We start from the raw sequence: 18538 nt of genomic DNA on the forward strand, positions 1-18538 counted from the left end.
CGTCAGAGGCTTGCCATATTCCTCGCTTAGCTCAGAATTCGGCTGATTCCGCTGGAGGCTTCCGTATGCCCACACCGCTTACTCGTCGCCGCCTCTTGGCAGGCTCGGTGCTGCTTTTCCCCGTTCTGACATTGGGGCCTGAAACCCTGTTTGCGCAGGATGCCAGCGCCAACAAGAGCCCCAACGCGACTGCTCCTGCGCCGTCCGATACCCAGGATAATTCCACGGCACCCGACGATCAGGACATGGAAGACAACCAAGGTCCCGACAATTCTCAGTTCACCGACGATGCCGACAAGCAGTTGGCGGATCTGGAAAAGAAGACGGGCGGTCGCCTCGGTGTTTCCGTGCTGGATACGGAAACCAATATTTCGCTCGGCTATCGCGAAGCGGAGCGGTTTGCCTTGTGCAGCACCTATAAGGCGCTTGCGGTCGGTTTCGTGCTTGCCCGTGTCGATCAGGGCGTAGAGAAGCTCGACCGCCGCGTCACTTATGGCAAGGATGTTGTCGTTACCTATTCGCCCGAGACAGAAAAGCATGCCGGCACCGACGGCATGACGATCGCCGAACTCTGCGGTGCGGCAATCATGTTGAGCGACAACACCGCCGGCAATCTGCTGCTCGACAGTTTCGGCGGTCCAGCGGCGCTGACCGCATGGCTGCGTACGACCGGCGACACGGAAACCCGACTCGACCGCAAGGAGCCTGACGTCAACCAGGCGATCAAGGACGACCCGCGCGACACGACGACGCCGGATTCCATGCTGGATACGATCGGACTTCTGACGCTCGGCAATACGCTGTCCGAAACCTCGCGCGATCAATTGTCGAATTGGCTGGTCAATAACACCACCGGCAATGCCCGCCTGCGCGCCGGCCTGCCGAAGGAATGGAAGGTTGGCGACAAGACCGGTACCGGTCAGAACGGCTCCTACGCCGACGTCGCCGTCATCTGGCCCACCGATCGCGGTCCGATCCTCGTCACCACCTATGTCGGCGAGGCAACCGCACCCGCAAAGGACATCGAGGCCGTCTTCGCCGAAGTCGGAAAGATCATTGCGGGCATGGTGGGGTTAAAATAGTCGCATCTTGAAATGTGATTAATAAAATCAAGGCGATACGATCTCGACGTGAATCAGGATCGCATCGCCTTGATGTCGTTTCGAGGAAGCTCAAGCGATGGATAAGGCTGCAGCGGCACTATCCGTTTCATCGCTGTCGCCGCCGGACTTATTATCGATGCCGAGTTGCTGCTTCACTTGTTTGGCGATCTCATCGTTGATTGCCTTCTGCTGGTCGGCTGGCAACGCGCGGAGGGACTCCTCCGTCAAATGGTGCTGTTCCAGATATCGAGCGCGGATCTTTTCCGCAGGCGTCATGTGGGCCCACTTGGAGAACTCGTCCGCAATATCCTGACTGGAAGAATCGCTCGACGAATCCGAACCGTTGATGCTCGGAGCCGCGCCGTCGCTCTTATCGGCGTCGACATCCGATGTCGACGGGGCTGTCTGACCGGTTTGGTTGAGCCAGAAGCCGGAGGAGATGGAGGAGGGGACGCCGCTGGATGTGACCGAAGGTGTCTGCGTCTGCTGCTCGTCGCTGTCGTCGGGCAGCATGAACGGCGTGCTGTCGTCAGAATCCGTATCCTGCTGGCTCTTTATCGGGCTGCTGAAAAGGCTCTGGGTGCTATGATGAACTTTCATCGTCATGTCTCCCTGTGGGTTGGCGCGACGATGACTCGGCAAACGTGTCCGGGGCTTGTGTACTAAGGCTCTCTTACGTTCCGCAGAAGGTTTGCAGCACCCGCTCTGCCGGTTGCGGCGGTTCGGCATAGGGCGCGAAGGCCGGTTGGTCCTCATAGGGCCTTGCAAGCACCGTCAGCAGCGCCTCGAACAGTGAAAAATCCCCGTCCTCGATCGCAGCTTCGATCGCCTGTTCGATTCGATGGTTGCGTGGAATGAATGCCGGGTTCACGGTCCGCATCGCCCGTGCTCGTTCGTTCGGTGCTTGCGGATCGCGGCTCAGCCGCTCGCGCCAGCGCGTCAGCCACGGTTGGGTCGATTCCGGGTCCTTGAAGCTGGCGGCAAAAGCCGTTTCGTTGTCCTCGCTCTCGGCAAGCGCTGCAAGCCGCCGGAACGTCAGGGTGAAATCCGCCTCCTGCTGTTGCATCAGCGCCAGCAGCGCCTGGATCAGGTCGAGATCGCCTTCTTCCTCGGCTGCAAGGCCGATCTTGGCGCACATCCCAGCAAGCCAAGGGGTTTGGAAGCGCTCGCCATAGGCCTTGAGCACCGCATTTGCCAGATCGACGGCCGCGTCCACCGACGGATCGATCAACGACAGCAGCGTTTCACCGAGCCGGGCAATGTTCCATTGGCCGATGCCGGGCTGGTTGGCATAGGCGTAACGGCCCTGCTGATCGATCGAAGAAAAGACGGTTGCCGGATTATAGCTGTCCATGAAGGCGCAAGGACCATAGTCGATCGTCTCGCCGGAAATGGTCATATTGTCGGTATTCATCACGCCATGGATGAAGCCGACATGCAGCCAGCGCGCAATCAACGCAGCCTGCCGTTCGGAAACGGCCTCCAACAGCGCCAGATAGCGATTTTGCCGGTCCTTGATCTCCGGATAATGCCGGTCGATGACATAGTCGGCGAGGATGCGCACACTGTCGGTATCGCCGCGGGCGGCGAAGAACTGGAAGGTGCCGACGCGGATATGGCTTGCCGCGACGCGGGTGAAGACCGCACCGGGCAGCACTCTCTCACGATAGACGGGTTCGCCGGTGGCAACCGCCGCCAGTGCCCGTGTCGTCGGAATGCCGAGCGCATGCATGGCTTCGCTGACGATATATTCGCGCAGAACCGGCCCGATTGCCGCCCGCCCGTCGCCGCGCCGTGAGAAGCGCGTCGGTCCCGCGCCCTTGAGCTGGATATCGCGGCGCCTGCCGTAACGGTCGATGACTTCACCAAGCAGGATCGCCCGGCCATCCCCGAGCTGCGGCACGAAACCGCCGAACTGGTGACCGGCATAGGCCATCGCGATCGGCTCGGACCCCGGCAGGAGCCTGTTGCCCGAGAAGATCGCCGCGCCGTCCCGTTCCAGCGCCTCGGCATCGAGCCCGAGTTCGCCGGCTAGCGCCACGTTGAACTTGATCAACCGCGGTCCTGCGACCGGCGTCGGTGCCTGCTCCGCGAAAAATTGCGGCGGCAGGCGCGCATAGCTGTTGTCAAACAGGGCCGACGGTGCCTGAAGCACCGAATTGTCATGGGGAGAAGAGCTCATGCACCTAAGGTAGGGCTGGTGGGGAGGCGGCGCAAGGCGCTTGCTTGAAGTAGGAAATGATCCTACTTTATCCTACCGAGCACGAGGAGTTCGCCATGAACGAGAAACTGAGCATCTCGCTCCCCAGTGAAATGGTCGCCGCCATCAAGAGCCGCGTCGATGCCGGAGCTTACGCCTCGACCAGCGAGGTGCTGCGTGCTGCTGTCCGCGTGTGGTTGCGGGAGGAAGAGGAATACCAGGAACGGATCGCGGCGATCCGGCAGAAGGTCAAGGCATCTCTGGATGATCCGAGGCCCGATCTGAGTTTGCAAGATATAGACGATTGGATCGAGTCACTGGCTGCGGAACAGCAGTAAACGCATGAAGCGATATTCTGTCGTATTTCGTGAAACGGCTAAAGCTGATCTCCGGTCGATATATGAATACGTATTGGACCAAAGCAAAAACAAGCAGATAGCGCTCGCTTATATCAAGCGTATCCGGGACAAATGTGGAAAAATCGGTGATGTACCACTTGGCGGCGTTGCTCGCTCGGATCTAGGCGCGAGTCTGCGAATGGTCGTCTTTGAGCGCAGTATCGTTATTCTTTATTTGGTTGAAGGCGAGCGGGTGAGGATCACCAATATCTTTTCCGGTAGCCGGGACTACGAAACGCTTTTGTCGGATCGTTAACCCGCCTCCATCTCCCGCGCCATCTCCGCCAATTTCCTCACCGTATTGAGATTCCGGGACGTCCCCGCCTTCAGTGCTGGCAGCCTCAGTTTCGAGCGACCGGAGCCATCGGGATAATGGACGTAGATTTCTCTACCCGCGACATGCACCTCTTCTCCGCCGGGTGCTACCAGCTTTTCCAGGGCATCGGCCGGTGCAGGTTCTGGGAGGAAGTTGACGAGCAGATAGTTCGGTTTGGCATGCGGGAAGGGCGAGCCATCCGCGATGGCCTGTAGCTCCTGACGGCTGCGCAGGAGCACGCCCGGCGATGTACCCATTTTCCGCGCCAGCGCCGCTTCCAGATCCTTCTGCACGGCCGCCTCGTCTCTGTCCGAGCGGAAGAGCACATTGCCGCTTTGGATATAGGTCTTCACGTCGGTAAAGCCGATCTCCTCGCAGACGGCTTTCAGCTCCGCCATCGGCAGTGCGCCGGTGCCGCCGACATTGACGGCACGCAGCAGGGCAACATAGACCGGCATCGGCTCCTCCTCCCGCGGTTTTTGCTAGATCTTACCGGCGACCTTGATGGCGAAGCCATATTCGAAGGCGATTTCTTCCAGGCGCTGGAAGCGGCCCGAAGCGCCGCCATGGCCGGCATCCATGTTGGTTTTCAGAAGGATCGGCGCATCGCCAGTGGTTTTGTCACGCAGCTTGGCAACCCACTTCGCCGGCTCCCAATAGGTGACGCGCGGATCGGTCAGGCCGCCGAGCGCCAGAATCGGCGGGTAGGGCTTCTCGCCGACATTGTCATAGGGGCTGTAGGCGGCGATCTGCTCGTATTCTTCCTTGCTGTCGATCGGATTGCCCCATTCCGGCCATTCCGGCGGCGTCAGCGGCAGCGTATCGTCCAGCATGGTGTTGAGCACATCGACGAAGGGCACGGCGGCGATAATGCCAGCGAATTTCTCCGGCGCCATGTTGGCGATGGCGCCCATCAGCATGCCACCGGCCGAGCCGCCCTCGGCGATGATCTTAGCGTAGGAGGTGAACTTCTCCTGATTCAAATAGTCGGCTGCGGCAATGAAGTCCTTGAAGGTATTGGTCTTCTTGTCCATCTTGCCGTCTTCGTACCAGGCAAAGCCCTTGTCCTTGCCGCCGCGGATATGGGCGATGGCATAGACGAAACCGCGGTCGGCGAGCGATAGGCAATTGGTGTTGAAGCCGGCGGGAATGGTGATGCCGTAGGCGCCATAACCATAGAGCAGGCAAGGCGCGGAGCCGTCGAGCGGTGTATCCTTGCGATAGAGCAGGGTCACCGGCACATGTTCGCCGTCCCAGGCGGGGGCGAAAACGCGGCGGGTGACGTAATCGTCCGGATTGTGGCCTGACGGAACTTCCTGCGTCTTCAGCAGGGTGCGCTCGCGCGTCACCATGTTGTAGTCGTAGAGCTGGCTCGGCGTCGTCATCGAGGAATAGGAGAAGCGAATGACGTCGGTGTCGTACTCGGCCGCACCCTGCAGGCCGAGCGAATAGGCTTCCTCATCGAAGGCGATGGCATGTTCTTCGCCGCTGCGGCGATCGCGGACGATGATCCGCGGCAGGCCATCCTTGCGTTCCAGCCAGATGAGATGACGGGCATAGGCCATGTGATTGAGGATCAGCGTGCCCGGCTTGTGGACCACGACATCGCGCCAGTTTTCTTTAGCCGGCTTGTCGACCGGCGTTTCCATGATCTTGAAATCCTTGGCATCGCCGTCATTGGTGAGGATGTAGAAGACATCGCCGCCTTCCGCCATTTCATACTCGATTCCGGTGTCGCGCGCGGCCACCAGCTTCGGCTCGGCCATAAGATCCGAGGTCGGAATGATGCGGTATTCACTGGTCTCGTGATCGTGGATGTCGATGAAAATATAGTCATCCAGCAGCGAGCCACCGACACCCATGAAGAAGCCGGAATCCTCCTCTTCATAGACCAGCCGGTCTTCCGATTGCGGTGTGCCGACGACGTGATGGAAGATTTTCGAAGGACGATGGTTCTCGTCCTGCAGTGTATAGAAAAAGCTCTTGCCGTCGGGCGCCCAGACACCGCCGCCGCCGGTGTTTTCGATCACGTCGGCGAGATCTTCGCCGGTTTCCAGATTGCGGACCTTCAGCGTGAAATATTCCGAGCCCTTGTCGTCATAGCCCCAGATGCCGTGGCTATGATCCGTGGAATGGTCGATGCCGGAGAGGCGGAAATAGGATTTTCCCTCGTTTTCCTTATCGCCGTTCAAAAGGAGCTTGCGCTCGCCGCCATTGCGCGCCTCGCGGAAGTAATGCGGCTGCTCGCCGCCGGTGACATAGAGCGTGCCGTAGGCAAAAGGCCCGTCCTTGACCGGCACGGAGCTGTCATCTTCCTTGATACGGCCTTTCATTTCGGCAAAGAGCGCTTTCTGCAGCTCTTTCGTATCCGCCATGGCCGCATTCATATAGGCGTTCTCGGCCTCCAGATACGCGCGTATTTCCGGATCGAGAATCTTGGTGTCCTTGAACATCGCCTGCCAATTGTCGGCGCGCAGCCAGGCGTAATCGTCGCTGCGGCTGATGCCGTGGCGCGTATCCGTGACTGGTTTTTTTGCAGCGGCGGGCGGGGTGGGGAGGTTCTTGAATGCAGACACGAGCAGGCTTTCTCCGGGATCAAAGTCGGATATGAGGTGAAGAAGAGATAGAGGGCGCTTGGCCGGGGTTCAAGCGGCAATTGCCCGCTCAAGCCTCGAGCAAGCGGATGACAATAAGCTTGGATCTAGCTGATGGAGTCAGAAGAGCTCGCCCAGACTGCCTTGATGTGACCACATTCTTTAACGAAGTCCGCGTATGTTGCGTCGATAATAAGGCGGCCTTATCGCTTTTCTGGTCGAACAGACGCTTCCCAGCCCGCAGTTAAGCAAGGGATCGGTCTTCATGCTGAAATTCATCGCCATTCTCATCCCGTTGGCAGCCATCGCGACGTCCGCTTTTGCCGTGGATGCGACCATGAAGAAGGAATTGGAGAAGCTCGATCCTTCCGAGCGGATGGAGCAGACCTGCGATGCTGAGGCAATGAAACGAATCAGCACAGAGAAGGCCGGCTTCAAGCCCGACAAGGTCATCGCCTATACGTTCAGCGACCCTGATATGTCTCCGGACTCGATGAATGCTCCTGGCGCGGTCTTTCGCAGCAAGGGAGACTGGTATCATCTCTCCTATAAGTGCACGACCGGCCCGCAGCATATCGATGTGCGGGGCCTGAGCTACGAAATCGGCGAGAAAGTGCCGCGCGAGAGCTGGCCAAAATACTATCTCTACAATTGATGCCGTCAGCGCCGTCTTTGGCGTTCCAGCCGGTAGAGTTCGGAGAGAACATGCTCCTGCACATCGGGACTCTGATGACAGACGGCGTCCGTCAGGTCGCGTAGCGTCCCCCTGAGCCCATGGAGCTGATCCACCAGATCCATGACCAGATCGACACCGGGCTCGTTGACGCCCATCGCGTTGACCAGATCTAGGATCAACTGCCCCCGCGCCAGATCGGCTTCGCGAAAATGCCGGCCTTCACCGGTCGTTTCGGGGACGAGCCAGCCCTGTTCAATCCAGACCTCCAGCACCGTATTGTCTATTTCGAGGCGCAAACGAAACTCGCTCTCGTTCATAGCTCAGCCTCCCATGGTCTTTCTGGGATCATGCGTCTTGCCGCCCTGCCATTCGGAAACAAAAGCCGTCAGCTCCGCATCCGGCGCGTCCGGCAAGACGATCTTCAACGAAACATAGGCATCGCCGTTGTCCTTGCCATGCACCGGCACGCCTTTGCCCTTCAGCCGCAAAACCTTGCCGGTGTTGGAGTTCGGTTGAAGGGTAATAGTGACCGGACCGGACGGCGTGGGCACGCGGACTTTGCCGCCGAGCACCGCCTCCGCAAGCGAAATCGGCAGTTCAAATCTAATATCGTTGCCGTCCCGAACGAAGAAGCGGTGCGGGCGCACATGCACCTCTATCAGCGCATCCCCGGAGGCGCCGCCGCCGAAACCGGGGTCGCCCTTGCCGCGGAGGCGCAGCGTCTGCCCGTCGCGGGTTCCCGCCGGTATCTGCACGTCGAGCGCCGGTCCGTCCGGCAGATTGATCTGCTTTTTCGTGCCGTTGATGGCGTCGAGAAAGTCGACCTCCATGGAATAGTGGCGATCCTGACCCTGCATTCCGGATTGGCCTCGGCTGCGACGTGAGAAGAAGCTGGAAAGTATATCGTCGGTATCCCCGAAATCGGCGAAACCACCCGTGTTGCGATAGGGGCCGCGCTGGCCTTCGTTCGCCGCGTAGTCGCGATAATAGCTGCGTGGCGGCTTCTCCGCGCCGGTGTTGTCGATCTCGCCGCGGTCGAAGCGCACGCGCTTCTCCTCGTCGCCGAGGATGCCGTAGGCCGCGGAGACTTCCTTGAATTTATCCTCGGCCTGTTTGTCGCCGGGGTTCAGATCGGGATGCAGCTTTTTCGCAAGCTTGCGATAGGCGCTTTGAATGTCTTTTTGCGGGGCGTCCCGCTTTACGCCCAGAATATCGTAGGGATCACGGCTCATGAATGTTTCCCTTTGGGAGCACAGGAAAATACGCAGATAGTGATAGGCAGGCGTGGTATCAATCGTAGCATAAATGATGGCATGTCGTGCCGGCGATTGCGGCAGAATGGCCGTTGCCGCATTTGTGATGGGGAATGGGCGGTGTTATGGGCAAGCCGCCATATTTCCGTCGCCTTGCCGGACGATGGCGGGCACAGCGTCAAGGAGCTTGTGGCAATCATGCACCTTTTCCGAACAGACTTCATTTCATTCGATCCGACCGGTGGCTGCCTGATGAACCGTTTTCTGCTGACGTCTGCATTCCTGCTCGCCGCTGTTCCGGCCGCTTTTGCCGCCGAGCCCACGGCGAAGCCGGTCGTCTGGCCGCAACTTCCGCCGAAGGCAGCGGCTTCGAACGTCAAGTTGGTCGAGCCCCATCTGCACGTCAATCGCGCCGGTAAGGGCGCACCGCGCATAGCCCTGACCTTCGACGCCTGCATGGGCAAGACCGATCCGCGCATTCTCAGCACATTGGTCGATCACCATATCCCGGCGACGATCTTCGTTACCGCTCGCTGGCTGCGCAGCAACCCCGAAACGCTTGCCGTCTTCCTCGCTCATCCCGACATTTTCGAACTTGAAGATCACGGCCAGAACCACATTCCCGCGGTCGATATCCCAATGGCGGTCTATGGCATTCCCGCTGCCGGTTCGCCGCAGGCGGTCGCGCAGGAGGTCAAAGGCGGTGCCGATGCCATGATCGCCGCCGGCATTCCTCAGCCGCATTGGTTCCGAGGCGCGACGGCAAAATATAGCCTCTCGGCCATCGCTCAGATTCGCGGCATGGGCTATCGCATTGCCGGCTATTCCGTGAATGGCGACAGCGGCTCGCTGCTGCCGGCCAAGATGGTGGAAAAACAATATGCCTCTGCCAAGGACGGCGACGTCATAATCTCGCATATCAACCAGCCGACCCATGCCGCCGGTGAAGGTGTCGCCGCGAGCATCCTGGCGCTGAAGGCCAAGGGCGTGCAGTTCGTTCGCCTACAGGATATTCCCGAGCAGGGGGATGACGATACGACGAACTGAGGCGGTTCGGTCTCAGCGCCGATCGCTGACGCGGTCACTCCGGTAATTGCGGCTGCACCTTTTCGTCCAAGAACAACTCGTTGACCACGGTCATGACGATCAGCGACAGCGGCAGCGCGAGCATCGCGCCGACAGCACCCCACATCCAGGTCCAGAAGATAATCGCCAGGAAAACGATGAATGGATTGAGTTCCCATTGCCGACCCATGACTGCCGGGAAAACCAGATTTTCCACGGTGAGATGGACGGAGAAGAAGGCGACGGCCGGGGCGAGACCGAAGATGATATCGTCATGGGTGATGATGCCGGCGATCGCCAGCGCGATCGTTACCGTCGTGATGCCGACGAACGGGACGAAGCTGGAGAGAAAGGCGAAGATGCCCCAGAGAACCGGCGCGCTCATGCCGCCGACATAGGCAATGATCGTCATCACGACGCCGAGGCCGGCATAGATCAGCGCGGCCGTCGCAAAGTAGAAGCCGAGCACTTGCTCGACCGCATTGATGATGCGGATTGCCGCCAGCCGCGATGTTCTGGTGGAGAAGGTCAAGATGATCGTCTTGCGCAGGCTGATGCGGCCGGCAAGGAACAGCAGCAGCGCCGCAAAAAACAGCAGGCCCTGGACGATGGCGGGCGTCAGGCTATTGGCGAGGATGTGCAGGACGTTGGCGCTGTTTTCGAGCAGCACATTGATCGACATCGGCCCGCTTTCAAAGGTCTGCGGCGTGATGTGTAACCACTTGATCCGTTCGAGATAGGGCATCAGCCGATCGACGGTGCGTTGGAAAAAGTCAGGCCCTTCCTGGGCAAGCGTCGCCATAGGCCCGGCGAGCGAATTGATGATCAGGAAGATGACCAGCGCCACCGCCGATGACAGCAGAACGGCGTTAAGGATGCGCGGCACGCCAAGCTTGCTCAGTCTTTCCGCAGCCAGCCCCAGGATCATGCCGACGACCACGGCCAGCGTCACAGGAATGAGGATGATCGACATCATATAGACGCCGGCAAGCGCCAAGACGAGGAAGATGCCGATAACCGCCCAGGCCGCGGCGACATCGAGCCCATCCTTCTGAACGGGTCTTTCTGATGAGGCTTTGTCCAACTGTTCGGTGTCCGCCCGTAACGCATCCACCCAGGCGCTGGAACGCCCTTCGCTTGCCGCCGCAAGTCTGCGCGCCTGTTTGCGTATGCCGTTGGCGATATCCATCCCCGAACCCGTCGCGCGAAACCCATTGCCTCGATACGCAAACGCGAAAGGCCCGTCCTGGTTCCAGAACGGGCCTTTCGGTAGGCTTCGGGACAGGGGGTCAGGCGATCAAATTCAGCCCGATGCCCCAGGGATCACGCAGCGAAACGCCGCCGTCACGCTTTTCCGTCTTGATCTGATGCAGATCGAGTGCGGCGACGGCCTTGTCGAGCGCGTCCTTGTCGTTGAAACGCAACGTGTAGTCGGAAAGGCCGGTCATATCTTCGGACCGGACGCCGGCGCCGCGGCTGTTCCAGGTATTGGCGCCGAGATGATGGTGATAGCCGCCGGTTGCGAGGAAGGTCGCGCCGGGATAGCGCGCCGCCATTACCTGCATTCCCAGCACATCGCGATAGAAGGCATTCGCTTCCGCGACGTCGCCGACCTGCAAATGGATATGGCCGATCGCCGAACCCTCGGCCATCCCGTCCCAGCGATCCTGCGGTGCGCTTTCGTAAAGTTTCTGCAAATCGAGGCGCAGCGTTGCCATTTCGACTGTGCCGTCGCTGTGGAATTTCCACTGCTCGTGCGGCCGGTCTGCATAGATCTCGATGCCGTTGCCCTCGGGATCGGAAAGGTAGATTGCCTCGCTGACGATATGGTCGGAGGCGCCTTCGAGGGCGACGCCATTATGCGCCGCGTGGCGCAGCCAACGGGCAAGCTCGACGCGATCGGGCATCAGGAAGGCGGTATGGAAAAGGCCTGCGGCCGTTTGCGGCGCTCGTTTAGCCGCGCGATCGGTCGTCAGAGTCAAAAGCGGCTGACCGGCAACGCCCAGCACCTCGCCGCTGGCTGTCTTTTCAATGACCTTCAGGCCCAGCATGTTCTGATAAAAGCGCGACACCAGCGCCAGGTCGGTGACGACAAGATGCGACTGGCCGACATAGGCGGGGCGCGTCAGTGCATAGGAGGGAGCGGTTTCGGTCATGCGGGTATTCCAACCTCAATGTTTTGCAGGAGAGCAACCGGTGCGGCGACGAAAACGCCGCCAATGGCAGGCCTCAGAGCTTTCGCCGGTTGATGTGCCTCTTCAGAATCTCTGGCCCGCTGTACTTGAGCTAGATATGGCGGATTCTGATTGTTCACAGAAGATCAGAAATTGCGGATTGAGCGTTCGCTGTCCGTTGACAGCCGCGTGATGGTCCTCTCGCCATTCACGAAGATTTACCTATATGCGCATTCCACCCAGTTGTCTCCATCCGCCCGAGGTGAGACGATCAACGTTAGCGCGACCAATGGGAGCACGCATGCCCGAATTCAGAGGGATCCGTTGGGCCTATGACCGATATGAAGTGATCGTTGACAGCATCGTCAACGGGATCGGCGTGGTCTTGGCTTTGATCGGCTCGACCGTGTTGATCTTCTATGCGACGGTATGGAGTTCCTACGGCGAGATTGCCGCGGCCTGGATCTATGGCGTCGGCCTCGTTCTGACCCTGGCGATGTCCTTCGCCTACAATGTGTGGCCGGTGTCGCAGACGAAGTGGGTCCTGCGACGTTTCGATCATTCCGCCATCTTCGTCCTGATCGCCGCCACCTATACGCCGTTCCTGCAGCGTGGCGCCGACGATCCTTTGCTGTTTGCCATGCTGATTGCCATCTGGGTTTTCGCCGGACTCGGCATCATGCTGAAATGTGTTTTTCCGGGGCGGTATGACCGGCTGGCTATCCTGCTCTATCTCGCCATGGGCTGGAGCGGCGTGCTGGTGGCGAGACCCGTTGCCCTGCACATACCATTCGCGTCGATGCTGCTGATCATCATCGGCGGCGTCATCTATTCGCTGGGCGTGATTTTCCACGTCTGGGAGAAGTTGCGTTTCCAGAACGCCATCTGGCACGGCTTCGTGCTTGCCGCCGCCGCCGTGCATTATTCGGCGGTGCTGACCTGTTTCAGCCTGTCACCGGAAAATTTTTGACGATCTGTGTCGTTGTCGCGCACTTTATCGTCGAATGCAGGCTGCGCACCAGGCGCATGACGACGGCGTCAAAGCGCTGCATGTCCGTCTTGGGATAATCCATCTGGAAGAAGGCCGCGGCGCCATTGCAGAGAGCGACGCCGCGTACATAGACGATGCGGCCCTGTTTGGTGCCTGAGAAGCTGATGCCGTGCGAGGTCGATTTCGTATAGGAGATCTGCCAGCCATCATTCTTGGCGAGTGCGATGCGGGTATTCGCTTCGGTCGAGAAGTCGCCATCGAGGATATTGGTGCCGAAAACAAGCAGCCGCGCCGACTGATCGGTCGGCGCCAAGGTCATGCCATCGCCATTGTCCGAACGGGCCGAAAGGCGGAATTCCGGCGGCAGTTCAATCGTATAGCCGAACCGCGCATTGTCGTAGGACCACCAGTCGGTGGCCAACGCCGGCGCGGCGGAAAAGAGCAGGAGGGCGATCAGGCGCGCGAGCATTGCGGTTTCCGGGAGGCGGGATCTGCAAACCAGCTATGAATAGCGCATTTTTCAGCAGAAATTCCATAGTGATTCTAGGAATGATTAGAAAATAGCTTCAATTCGTTACGGTTTCATTGCGAGCCATGCAGGAATGGCAGATTTACTTCGTCAATATCGCGGAGTATGCCGCATCGGTATCTTAGAACAATTGGACGATGTGATTATGGACCAAGCCGTGCTGCTTCGCGATGCCACCGAGGCTGATCTGCCTGCGATTTGTGAGATCTACAACGACGCGGTCTTGCACACGACGGCGATCTGGAATGACACGCTGGTCGACGTCGACAATCGGATTGAATGGCTCAAGGCGCGCAAGGCGAAGGGCTTTCCGGTCGTCGTTGCGGAGAAGGACGGCAAGGTCGCCGGCTATGCCTCCTATGGTGATTGGCGTGCCTTTGACGGTTATCGCCACACGGTCGAAAATTCCATCTATGTGGACAAGGATCATCGCGGCCTCGGGATCGGTGAAGGCCTGCTGCGCGAACTCGTCGCCCGTGCGGCTACCGGCAATGTCCACGTCATGATCGCCGCCATCGAGACCGGCAACGCCACCTCCATCCGCCTGCATGAAAAGCTTGGCTTCCGCATCGTTGGTCAGTTTTCAGAAGTCGGCACCAAGTTCGGTCGCTGGCTGGATCTGACCTGCATGGAACTGCGCATAACGGTCTAAGGCGTGAACTCATTAACGGTTGGCCGACTGGGAAGTGAGACAGCGCGAGCGGAGGGCCGACTTTTCGGATAAAGTTCTGTTTCCGATCATCTGAGGGCACTAAGATGTTGGCCTCTGACTTAACGAATTTTATCGAGCAGGATCATCTGGCTTTAGATGCTTTCGTGAAGGGCGATCCTGAACCTCTGAAAGATCTCTACTCGCGACGGGATGACGTCATTATCGCCAATCCGTTCGGGCCGCCGGCGAAGGGGTGGGAAAAGGCCGCCGCGACCATGGAACGGGCTGCAACCAATTACCGGGACGGCGAGGCCACCGGCTTTGAGCGCCTCTCCGAGTACGCGACGGCGGACTTGGGGTACATCATTGAGGTCGAGCGGTTCCGATCCAAGGTCGGTGGTGGCGACAAACTGGTGCCGATCGCGCTTCGGGTCACCACCATATTCCGGCGGGAAGAAGGCGCGTGGAGGATCGTCCTTCGTCACGCCGATCCGATCACCTCAGCCCGCCCGCCGGCGTCCATAGTCGGAGAGTAAAAGGGTTGCCGGACCCGGCTGAAGCAGGCGGTTGTCGGCTATCGCCCGGTCTTCGCCGATGGGTTTCCGAGACTTGGTTTTTTGCCTGGCGTTGACGGCGTCTATATTGCCGTCGCTCATCCCGGCGTCATCTTGGCGCCGTTGCTCGGCCGCCTCGCCATGGAAGAGATCATCGAACGACAGCAATCGACGCTTGTGCCGGGATTTAGCGTAGGCGTTTTTCACGGCAGCTAACGTGCTGCGTAGTTCCCCGCCTCGAACACCATGGCGTGACCGTTGATGCAATAGCGCAGTCCGGTTGGCGGCGGGCCGTCGGGGAAGACGTGGCCGAGATGGGCGTCGCAGGCGCCGCAGCGGATTTCGGTGCGCACCATACCGTGAGATTCGTCGCGATATTCCTTGACTGCCGTGGGTGAAGCCGGTTCGAAATAGCTTGGCCAGCCGCAGCCTGCATCGAATTTCGTGTCGGAGCGGAAAAGCGGTGTGTTGCAACAAACGCAGCGATAAAGGCCGGTTTCGAACGAGTCCCAATAGGGGCCTGTAAAGGCGCGTTCCGTGCCGTGCTGCCGCGTGATGCGATATTGCTCCGGCGTCAATTGTTCCCGCCATTCGGCATCGGTCTTCTCGATTTTAGGCCCTGTCATCGTAGCAGACATGAGTGACATCCCTTTCCCATCGCCCAATCTATTGGGCGAGCCCCGTCGGCGCAATGTGGCGCAGCCCCGCCGCTTCTTCAACTCTCCGGCCGTGCTGCCAAAGATGATTCCGGTGGTTTACCGCGCGGTTTTCTCGCGCGGGGCTTGAGGCAATTCGGCCTTTAGCCTATCCCAATGAAGACTTTCGGCTTTACCGGATTCCGCGATTGTTCAGCAGGGAGAAGACATGGCCAGTGTCACCGGCCTGACATTCCTGGCTTTGTGTCTGCCCTTTCTCGGCGCGATCATCGCGCCCGCCGCTGTCCGCTATCTCGGCCATAATGCAGCCTGGCCGCTGGCGGTTTTTCCCGCACTCGCCTTTCTGTATTTCGCGAGCTTTCTTCCCGACATCGCGGCTGGTCATAATGTCCAGGAAGGCTTGGATTGGGTGCCAAGCCTCGGTTTGCGCTTCTCCTGGCTGCTCGACGGGCTGTCGCTGACATTCGCGCTGCTGATCACCGGCATTGGAGCGCTGATCGTGCTTTATGCCGGCGGCTATCTGAAGGGGCATGTAGACCAAGGCCGCTTCTTCTCCTTCATCTTCCTGTTCATGGGGTCGATGCTCGGGCTCGTCGTGTCGGACAGTTTCCTGACGCTGTTCGTCTTTTGGGAGCTGACCTCTATCACCTCCTTCCTGTTGATCGGGTTCGATCATCAGCGTGAGGCGGCACGGCGCGGTGCCTTGCAGGCACTGGTCGTTACCGGCGGGGGAGGGCTGCTGCTGCTCGCGGGCCTGTTGTTGATCTGGCAGATCACCGGCGCTGCTGACATGTCCGGTCTGTTGAGGACCGGCGGCGCGCTGCGCGAAAGTCCGTTTTATATCGCCGTATTGATCCTGGTGCTCGGCGGCGCCTTCACCAAGTCCGCGCAATTTCCCTTCCATTTCTGGCTGCCGAACGCCATGGAGGCGCCGACGCCCGTGTCGGCCTATCTGCATTCTGCGACGATGGTGAAGGCCGGCGTCTATCTCTTGATGCGGCTCAACCCGGCAATGGGCGGCACCGCGGCCTGGGAGACGATCCTGCCGGTCTTCGGTGGCATGACATTGATGGCCGGGACGCTGCTTGCCATTCGCCAGACCGATCTGAAGCTGAAGCTTGCCTATACCACCGTCTCCTCGCTCGGACTGCTTGTGTTGCTTATAGGCTTCGACTCCGATCATGCGGTCGAGGCGGCTGTGCTCTATCTGGTGGCGCATTCACTGTTCAAAGGCGCGCTGTTCATGGTCGCCGGCATCGTCGATCATGAGACTGGCACGCGCGACATCACTCATCTTGGCGGCCTGCGCCACGCCATGCCCTTGACCTTTGTAGCGGCGCTGGCCTCAGCAATTTCGATGGGCGGCTTGCCGCCCGCCATCGGCTTCCTCGCGAAAGAGGAGATCTATGATGCACTGGCCCAATCCTCTTCTTGGCCGATCGCCCTGACAATTGTTACGATTGCCGGTAACGCCCTGATGTTCGCCATCGCCTTCGCCGTGGCGCTGACACCATTCATCGGCGCGCGTGTCGAGACGCCGAAACATCCCCATGAGGCGCCGCCGCTGCTCTGGCTCGGCCCGGTTCTGCTCGCTATTCTGGGTATAGCCGCCGCGATAGCCTCGAGTTTTTGGCACGCTTACATATCCTCGCCTATGGCAAGTGCGGTCGGCGGCAAGGCCATGGAGATATCGATCTCGGTCGTTCCGCACCTTGGCCTACCTTTGGCGCTGTCCACCTTGACGATATTGATCGGCACCTTCGTCTATTGGAAGTTCGGTCGCGCCCGCCTTCTGATGACGGCGGTGCTGCACAAGCTCGGGCCGGGACCGGATCGCGGTTTCGATGGCCTCATCTCGGGGCTGGTGCGCCTATCGTATGCCGTCTCCCGTTTTCTGCAGCCCGGCCGGTTGGAGATCTACGTCACCGTCACCTTCCTCTGCCTTGCCGCCATGCTGCTGATGCCGCTGGTGCTCTATGGCGAGCTGCCAGTTATGCCCTCATGGCCAGACATGCAGTGGCATGAGGCGGCGATTTTCCTGATCGCCGTCATCGGCCTTGCCGCCGTCGTCGTGGCTCGCGACCGGCTGACGGCGATCGTTTCGCTCGGCATTCAAGGTTTTGCCGTCGCTGTCATCTTCCTGCTCTTCGGTGCGCCGGATCTGTCCTTCACGCAGTTCATGGTCGAGACTCTCTCCGTCGTCATCCTAGCGCTGGTGATGACGCGGCTCCGCTTGTCGCCCGCCGACCGCCGCTCGCCACTGCAGATGCTGTTTCATGGAGCGCTTGCCATCGCCTGTGGCCTCGGTTTCGGATTGCTGCTCCTGAAGGCCACGCAGGCGCCCTTCGACCTGACGCTGACGGCGTTCTTCAACCATTATTCCAAGCTGATCGCCCATGGCACCAACGTCGTCAACGTGATCATCGTCGACTTCCGCGGTACGGATACGCTCGGCGAGATCGCCGTCGTCACCATCACCGGCCTCGCCATCTTGGCGCTGATCCGCATCCGCGCCGGCGGTCAGCGCAAGCTTGCGGCCACCGACACCGATGTGAAAGGGACGATGGAGGCCGAGCGCCCATGAACACTGTCATCTTCCGGACTGCCGCGCCGTTCCTGACCGCCTTGATGCTGCTCTTCTCGATCTTCGTGCTGCTGCGCGGCCACAATGAGCCCGGCGGCGGTTTCATCGGTGGGCTGATCGCGGCGTCTGCGCTGGCGATCTATGGCATTGCCTGCGGTGTGGCGGCGGTACGCCGGGCCATCATCTTCCATCCGCTGACGATTGCCGGTTTTGGCCTACTGGCCTCGACGGTTGCCGGCTTGTTGTCGGTCTTCTCCAGAGTGCCCTTCATGACCGGGCTCTGGATCTATCCGCATCTCTTCGGCGTCGAGGTGCCGCTTTCAAGCGTCATGCTGTTCGATGCCGGCGTCTATCTGGTCGTTGTGGGCGCCATCACCTCGATCGCGCTGGCGCTCGAAGAGCGGGAGGTGGAATGATGGAGGTGGTCTTTGCGACGCTCGTCAGCCTGTTCTTCGCCGCCGCGATCTATCTGATGATGTCGAAGTTTTCGATCCGCATCATGCTGGGCATCGCAATCCTCGGAAACGCCGTCAACCTGCTGCTTTTCACCGCCGGCCGGGTGACGCCCGAGGTGCCGCCGATCATTCCGGCCGGCGCCGACACGCTCAGTACGAGCGCCGCCAACCCACTGCCGCAGGCGCTTATCCTGACGGCAATCGTCATATCGTTTTCCTTCTTCGCCTTCCTGCTGGTGCTGACCTATCGGGCCTATCAAGACCTGAAGACCGACAATACCGGCGAGATGCGGCTGGCAGAACCGAAAGAGCGGCCGTTGCCGCCCTTGGGATATTGA

At 59.8% G+C, this 18538-nt stretch carries 22 protein-coding genes; 12 read left to right on the forward strand and 10 right to left on the reverse strand.

The window, feature by feature from the left end; translation table 11 throughout:
• Positions 1-65: 65 nt before the first annotated feature.
• Positions 66-1082, forward strand: a complete 1017-nt coding sequence (gene bla, locus QD357_RS16715; protein WP_107107476.1) for a class A beta-lactamase — start codon at positions 66-68, stop codon at positions 1080-1082.
• A 90-nt stretch (positions 1083-1172) separates the two neighbouring features.
• Here bla and QD357_RS16720 read toward each other — a convergent pair whose 3' ends face one another.
• Positions 1173-1703, reverse strand: a complete 531-nt coding sequence (locus QD357_RS16720) for a hypothetical protein (protein WP_107107477.1) — start codon at positions 1701-1703, stop codon at positions 1173-1175.
• A gap of 73 nt (positions 1704-1776) precedes the next feature.
• A complete protein-coding gene (locus QD357_RS16725) occupies positions 1777-3285 on the reverse strand; it encodes a protein adenylyltransferase SelO (protein WP_107107478.1) in 1509 nt (502 codons plus the stop codon).
• Positions 3286-3380: 95 nt separating this feature from the next.
• Between QD357_RS16725 and QD357_RS16730 the strand changes: the two genes are divergently transcribed.
• Together QD357_RS16730 and QD357_RS16735 are read left to right on the forward strand one after the other, a co-directional pair.
• Positions 3381-3641, forward strand: coding sequence for a type II toxin-antitoxin system ParD family antitoxin (locus tag QD357_RS16730; RefSeq protein WP_107107506.1), 261 nt, complete (start codon positions 3381-3383; stop codon positions 3639-3641).
• 4 nt (positions 3642-3645) lie between these two features.
• On the forward strand, positions 3646-3957 hold the full coding sequence (locus tag QD357_RS16735; protein ID WP_107107479.1) for a type II toxin-antitoxin system RelE/ParE family toxin: 312 nt from the start codon (positions 3646-3648) through the stop codon (positions 3955-3957).
• Here QD357_RS16735 and QD357_RS16740 read toward each other — a convergent pair.
• Together QD357_RS16740 and QD357_RS16745 are read right to left on the reverse strand one after the other, a co-directional pair.
• On the reverse strand, positions 3954-4475 hold the full coding sequence (locus tag QD357_RS16740; protein WP_107107480.1) for a DUF1697 domain-containing protein: 522 nt from the start codon (positions 4473-4475) through the stop codon (positions 3954-3956). The two genes, QD357_RS16735 and QD357_RS16740, sit on opposite strands and share 4 nt — an antisense overlap.
• A 24-nt stretch (positions 4476-4499) precedes the next feature.
• A complete protein-coding gene (locus QD357_RS16745; protein WP_107107481.1) occupies positions 4500-6593 on the reverse strand; it encodes a S9 family peptidase in 2094 nt (697 codons plus the stop codon).
• A 283-nt stretch (positions 6594-6876) separates the two neighbouring features.
• Here QD357_RS16745 and QD357_RS16750 point away from each other — a divergent pair, with 283 nt between their 5' ends.
• On the forward strand, positions 6877-7266 hold the full coding sequence (locus QD357_RS16750; protein ID WP_107107482.1) for a DUF930 domain-containing protein: 390 nt from the start codon (positions 6877-6879) through the stop codon (positions 7264-7266).
• Positions 7267-7271: 5 nt separating this feature from the next.
• On the opposite strand, the gene QD357_RS16755 is transcribed toward QD357_RS16750, so the two are convergent.
• The gene (locus tag QD357_RS16755; RefSeq protein WP_107107483.1) at positions 7272-7604 is read right to left on the reverse strand and encodes a chaperone modulator CbpM; all 333 of its coding nucleotides are present in this window, start codon (positions 7602-7604) and stop codon (positions 7272-7274) included.
• 3 nt (positions 7605-7607) lie between these two features.
• A complete protein-coding gene (locus QD357_RS16760; protein ID WP_107107484.1) occupies positions 7608-8519 on the reverse strand; it encodes a DnaJ C-terminal domain-containing protein in 912 nt (303 codons plus the stop codon).
• Between the two features lie 273 nt (positions 8520-8792).
• Between QD357_RS16760 and QD357_RS16765 the strand changes: the two genes are divergently transcribed.
• Positions 8793-9587, forward strand: a complete 795-nt coding sequence (locus QD357_RS16765) for a polysaccharide deacetylase family protein (RefSeq protein ID WP_107107507.1) — start codon at positions 8793-8795, stop codon at positions 9585-9587.
• A 34-nt stretch (positions 9588-9621) separates the two neighbouring features.
• Here QD357_RS16765 and QD357_RS16770 read toward each other — a convergent pair whose 3' ends face one another.
• Both QD357_RS16770 and QD357_RS16775 read right to left on the reverse strand, forming a co-directional pair.
• A complete protein-coding gene (locus tag QD357_RS16770) occupies positions 9622-10794 on the reverse strand; it encodes an AI-2E family transporter (RefSeq protein ID WP_107107485.1) in 1173 nt (390 codons plus the stop codon).
• Between the two features lie 100 nt (positions 10795-10894).
• Positions 10895-11761 (reverse strand): VOC family protein, encoded by an 867-nt coding sequence (locus QD357_RS16775; RefSeq protein WP_107107486.1) that lies wholly within the window; start codon positions 11759-11761, stop codon positions 10895-10897.
• Positions 11762-12080: 319 nt separating this feature from the next.
• Between QD357_RS16775 and trhA the strand changes: the two genes are divergently transcribed.
• On the forward strand, positions 12081-12749 hold the full coding sequence (trhA, locus tag QD357_RS16780; protein WP_107107487.1) for a PAQR family membrane homeostasis protein TrhA: 669 nt from the start codon (positions 12081-12083) through the stop codon (positions 12747-12749).
• Here the strand turns inward: trhA and QD357_RS16785 are convergent.
• Complete coding sequence (locus QD357_RS16785) at positions 12724-13239, reverse strand: hypothetical protein (RefSeq protein ID WP_107107488.1); 516 nt, start codon at positions 13237-13239, stop codon at positions 12724-12726. The genes trhA and QD357_RS16785 overlap by 26 nt on opposite strands.
• A gap of 205 nt (positions 13240-13444) precedes the next feature.
• Between QD357_RS16785 and QD357_RS16790 the strand changes: the two genes are divergently transcribed.
• From QD357_RS16790 to QD357_RS16800, 3 genes are all read left to right on the forward strand, one after another.
• A complete protein-coding gene (locus QD357_RS16790; RefSeq protein WP_107107489.1) occupies positions 13445-13951 on the forward strand; it encodes a GNAT family N-acetyltransferase in 507 nt (168 codons plus the stop codon).
• 104 nt (positions 13952-14055) lie between these two features.
• The gene (locus tag QD357_RS16795) at positions 14056-14487 is read left to right on the forward strand and encodes a YybH family protein (RefSeq protein WP_183937593.1); all 432 of its coding nucleotides are present in this window, start codon (positions 14056-14058) and stop codon (positions 14485-14487) included.
• A gap of 81 nt (positions 14488-14568) precedes the next feature.
• A complete protein-coding gene (locus QD357_RS16800; protein WP_183937595.1) occupies positions 14569-14721 on the forward strand; it encodes a hypothetical protein in 153 nt (50 codons plus the stop codon).
• On the opposite strand, the gene msrB is transcribed toward QD357_RS16800, so the two are convergent.
• The gene (msrB, locus tag QD357_RS16805) at positions 14718-15143 is read right to left on the reverse strand and encodes a peptide-methionine (R)-S-oxide reductase MsrB (protein ID WP_183937597.1); all 426 of its coding nucleotides are present in this window, start codon (positions 15141-15143) and stop codon (positions 14718-14720) included. The two genes, QD357_RS16800 and msrB, sit on opposite strands and share 4 nt — an antisense overlap.
• 226 nt (positions 15144-15369) lie before the next feature.
• Here msrB and QD357_RS16810 point away from each other — a divergent pair, with 226 nt between their 5' ends.
• From QD357_RS16810 to QD357_RS16820, 3 genes are read left to right on the forward strand one after another with little or no spacing between them, the layout of a single operon-like run.
• Positions 15370-17745 (forward strand): putative monovalent cation/H+ antiporter subunit A, encoded by a 2376-nt coding sequence (locus QD357_RS16810; RefSeq protein ID WP_183937599.1) that lies wholly within the window; start codon positions 15370-15372, stop codon positions 17743-17745.
• The gene (locus tag QD357_RS16815; protein ID WP_183937601.1) at positions 17742-18161 is read left to right on the forward strand and encodes a Na(+)/H(+) antiporter subunit B; all 420 of its coding nucleotides are present in this window, start codon (positions 17742-17744) and stop codon (positions 18159-18161) included. The genes QD357_RS16810 and QD357_RS16815 overlap by 4 nt, the downstream gene beginning before the upstream one ends.
• Positions 18161-18538 (forward strand): Na+/H+ antiporter subunit C, encoded by a 378-nt coding sequence (locus tag QD357_RS16820; RefSeq protein ID WP_183937669.1) that lies wholly within the window; start codon positions 18161-18163, stop codon positions 18536-18538. Before QD357_RS16815 ends, QD357_RS16820 begins: the two co-directional genes overlap by 1 nt.

The sequence above is a fragment of the Rhizobium sp. BR 317 genome, assembly GCF_047445835.1.
Lineage (GTDB): Bacteria > Pseudomonadota > Alphaproteobacteria > Rhizobiales > Rhizobiaceae > Rhizobium > Rhizobium paranaense.

Bases quoted from the DNA above. Each gene is read 5' to 3' on its own strand.
- bla (WP_107107476.1), top strand. From the start codon at position 66: ATGCCCACACCGCTTACTCGTCGCCGCCTCTTGGCAGGCTCGGTGCTG.
- QD357_RS16720 (WP_107107477.1), bottom strand. From the start codon at position 1,703: ATGAAAGTTCATCATAGCACCCAGAGCCTTTTCAGCAGCCCGATAAAG.
- QD357_RS16725 (WP_107107478.1), bottom strand. From the start codon at position 3,285: ATGAGCTCTTCTCCCCATGACAATTCGGTGCTTCAGGCACCGTCGGCC.
- QD357_RS16730 (WP_107107506.1), top strand. From the start codon at position 3,381: ATGAACGAGAAACTGAGCATCTCGCTCCCCAGTGAAATGGTCGCCGCC.
- QD357_RS16735 (WP_107107479.1), top strand. From the start codon at position 3,646: ATGAAGCGATATTCTGTCGTATTTCGTGAAACGGCTAAAGCTGATCTC.
- QD357_RS16740 (WP_107107480.1), bottom strand. From the start codon at position 4,475: ATGCCGGTCTATGTTGCCCTGCTGCGTGCCGTCAATGTCGGCGGCACC.
- QD357_RS16750 (WP_107107482.1), top strand. From the start codon at position 6,877: ATGCTGAAATTCATCGCCATTCTCATCCCGTTGGCAGCCATCGCGACG.
- QD357_RS16755 (WP_107107483.1), bottom strand. From the start codon at position 7,604: ATGAACGAGAGCGAGTTTCGTTTGCGCCTCGAAATAGACAATACGGTG.
- QD357_RS16760 (WP_107107484.1), bottom strand. From the start codon at position 8,519: ATGAGCCGTGATCCCTACGATATTCTGGGCGTAAAGCGGGACGCCCCG.
- QD357_RS16765 (WP_107107507.1), top strand. From the start codon at position 8,793: ATGAACCGTTTTCTGCTGACGTCTGCATTCCTGCTCGCCGCTGTTCCG.
- QD357_RS16770 (WP_107107485.1), bottom strand. From the start codon at position 10,794: ATGGATATCGCCAACGGCATACGCAAACAGGCGCGCAGACTTGCGGCG.
- QD357_RS16775 (WP_107107486.1), bottom strand. From the start codon at position 11,761: ATGACCGAAACCGCTCCCTCCTATGCACTGACGCGCCCCGCCTATGTC.
- trhA (WP_107107487.1), top strand. From the start codon at position 12,081: ATGCCCGAATTCAGAGGGATCCGTTGGGCCTATGACCGATATGAAGTG.
- QD357_RS16785 (WP_107107488.1), bottom strand. From the start codon at position 13,239: ATGCTCGCGCGCCTGATCGCCCTCCTGCTCTTTTCCGCCGCGCCGGCG.
- QD357_RS16790 (WP_107107489.1), top strand. From the start codon at position 13,445: ATGGACCAAGCCGTGCTGCTTCGCGATGCCACCGAGGCTGATCTGCCT.
- QD357_RS16795 (WP_183937593.1), top strand. From the start codon at position 14,056: ATGTTGGCCTCTGACTTAACGAATTTTATCGAGCAGGATCATCTGGCT.
- msrB (WP_183937597.1), bottom strand. From the start codon at position 15,143: ATGTCTGCTACGATGACAGGGCCTAAAATCGAGAAGACCGATGCCGAA.
- QD357_RS16810 (WP_183937599.1), top strand. From the start codon at position 15,370: ATGGCCAGTGTCACCGGCCTGACATTCCTGGCTTTGTGTCTGCCCTTT.
- QD357_RS16815 (WP_183937601.1), top strand. From the start codon at position 17,742: ATGAACACTGTCATCTTCCGGACTGCCGCGCCGTTCCTGACCGCCTTG.
- QD357_RS16820 (WP_183937669.1), top strand. From the start codon at position 18,161: ATGGAGGTGGTCTTTGCGACGCTCGTCAGCCTGTTCTTCGCCGCCGCG.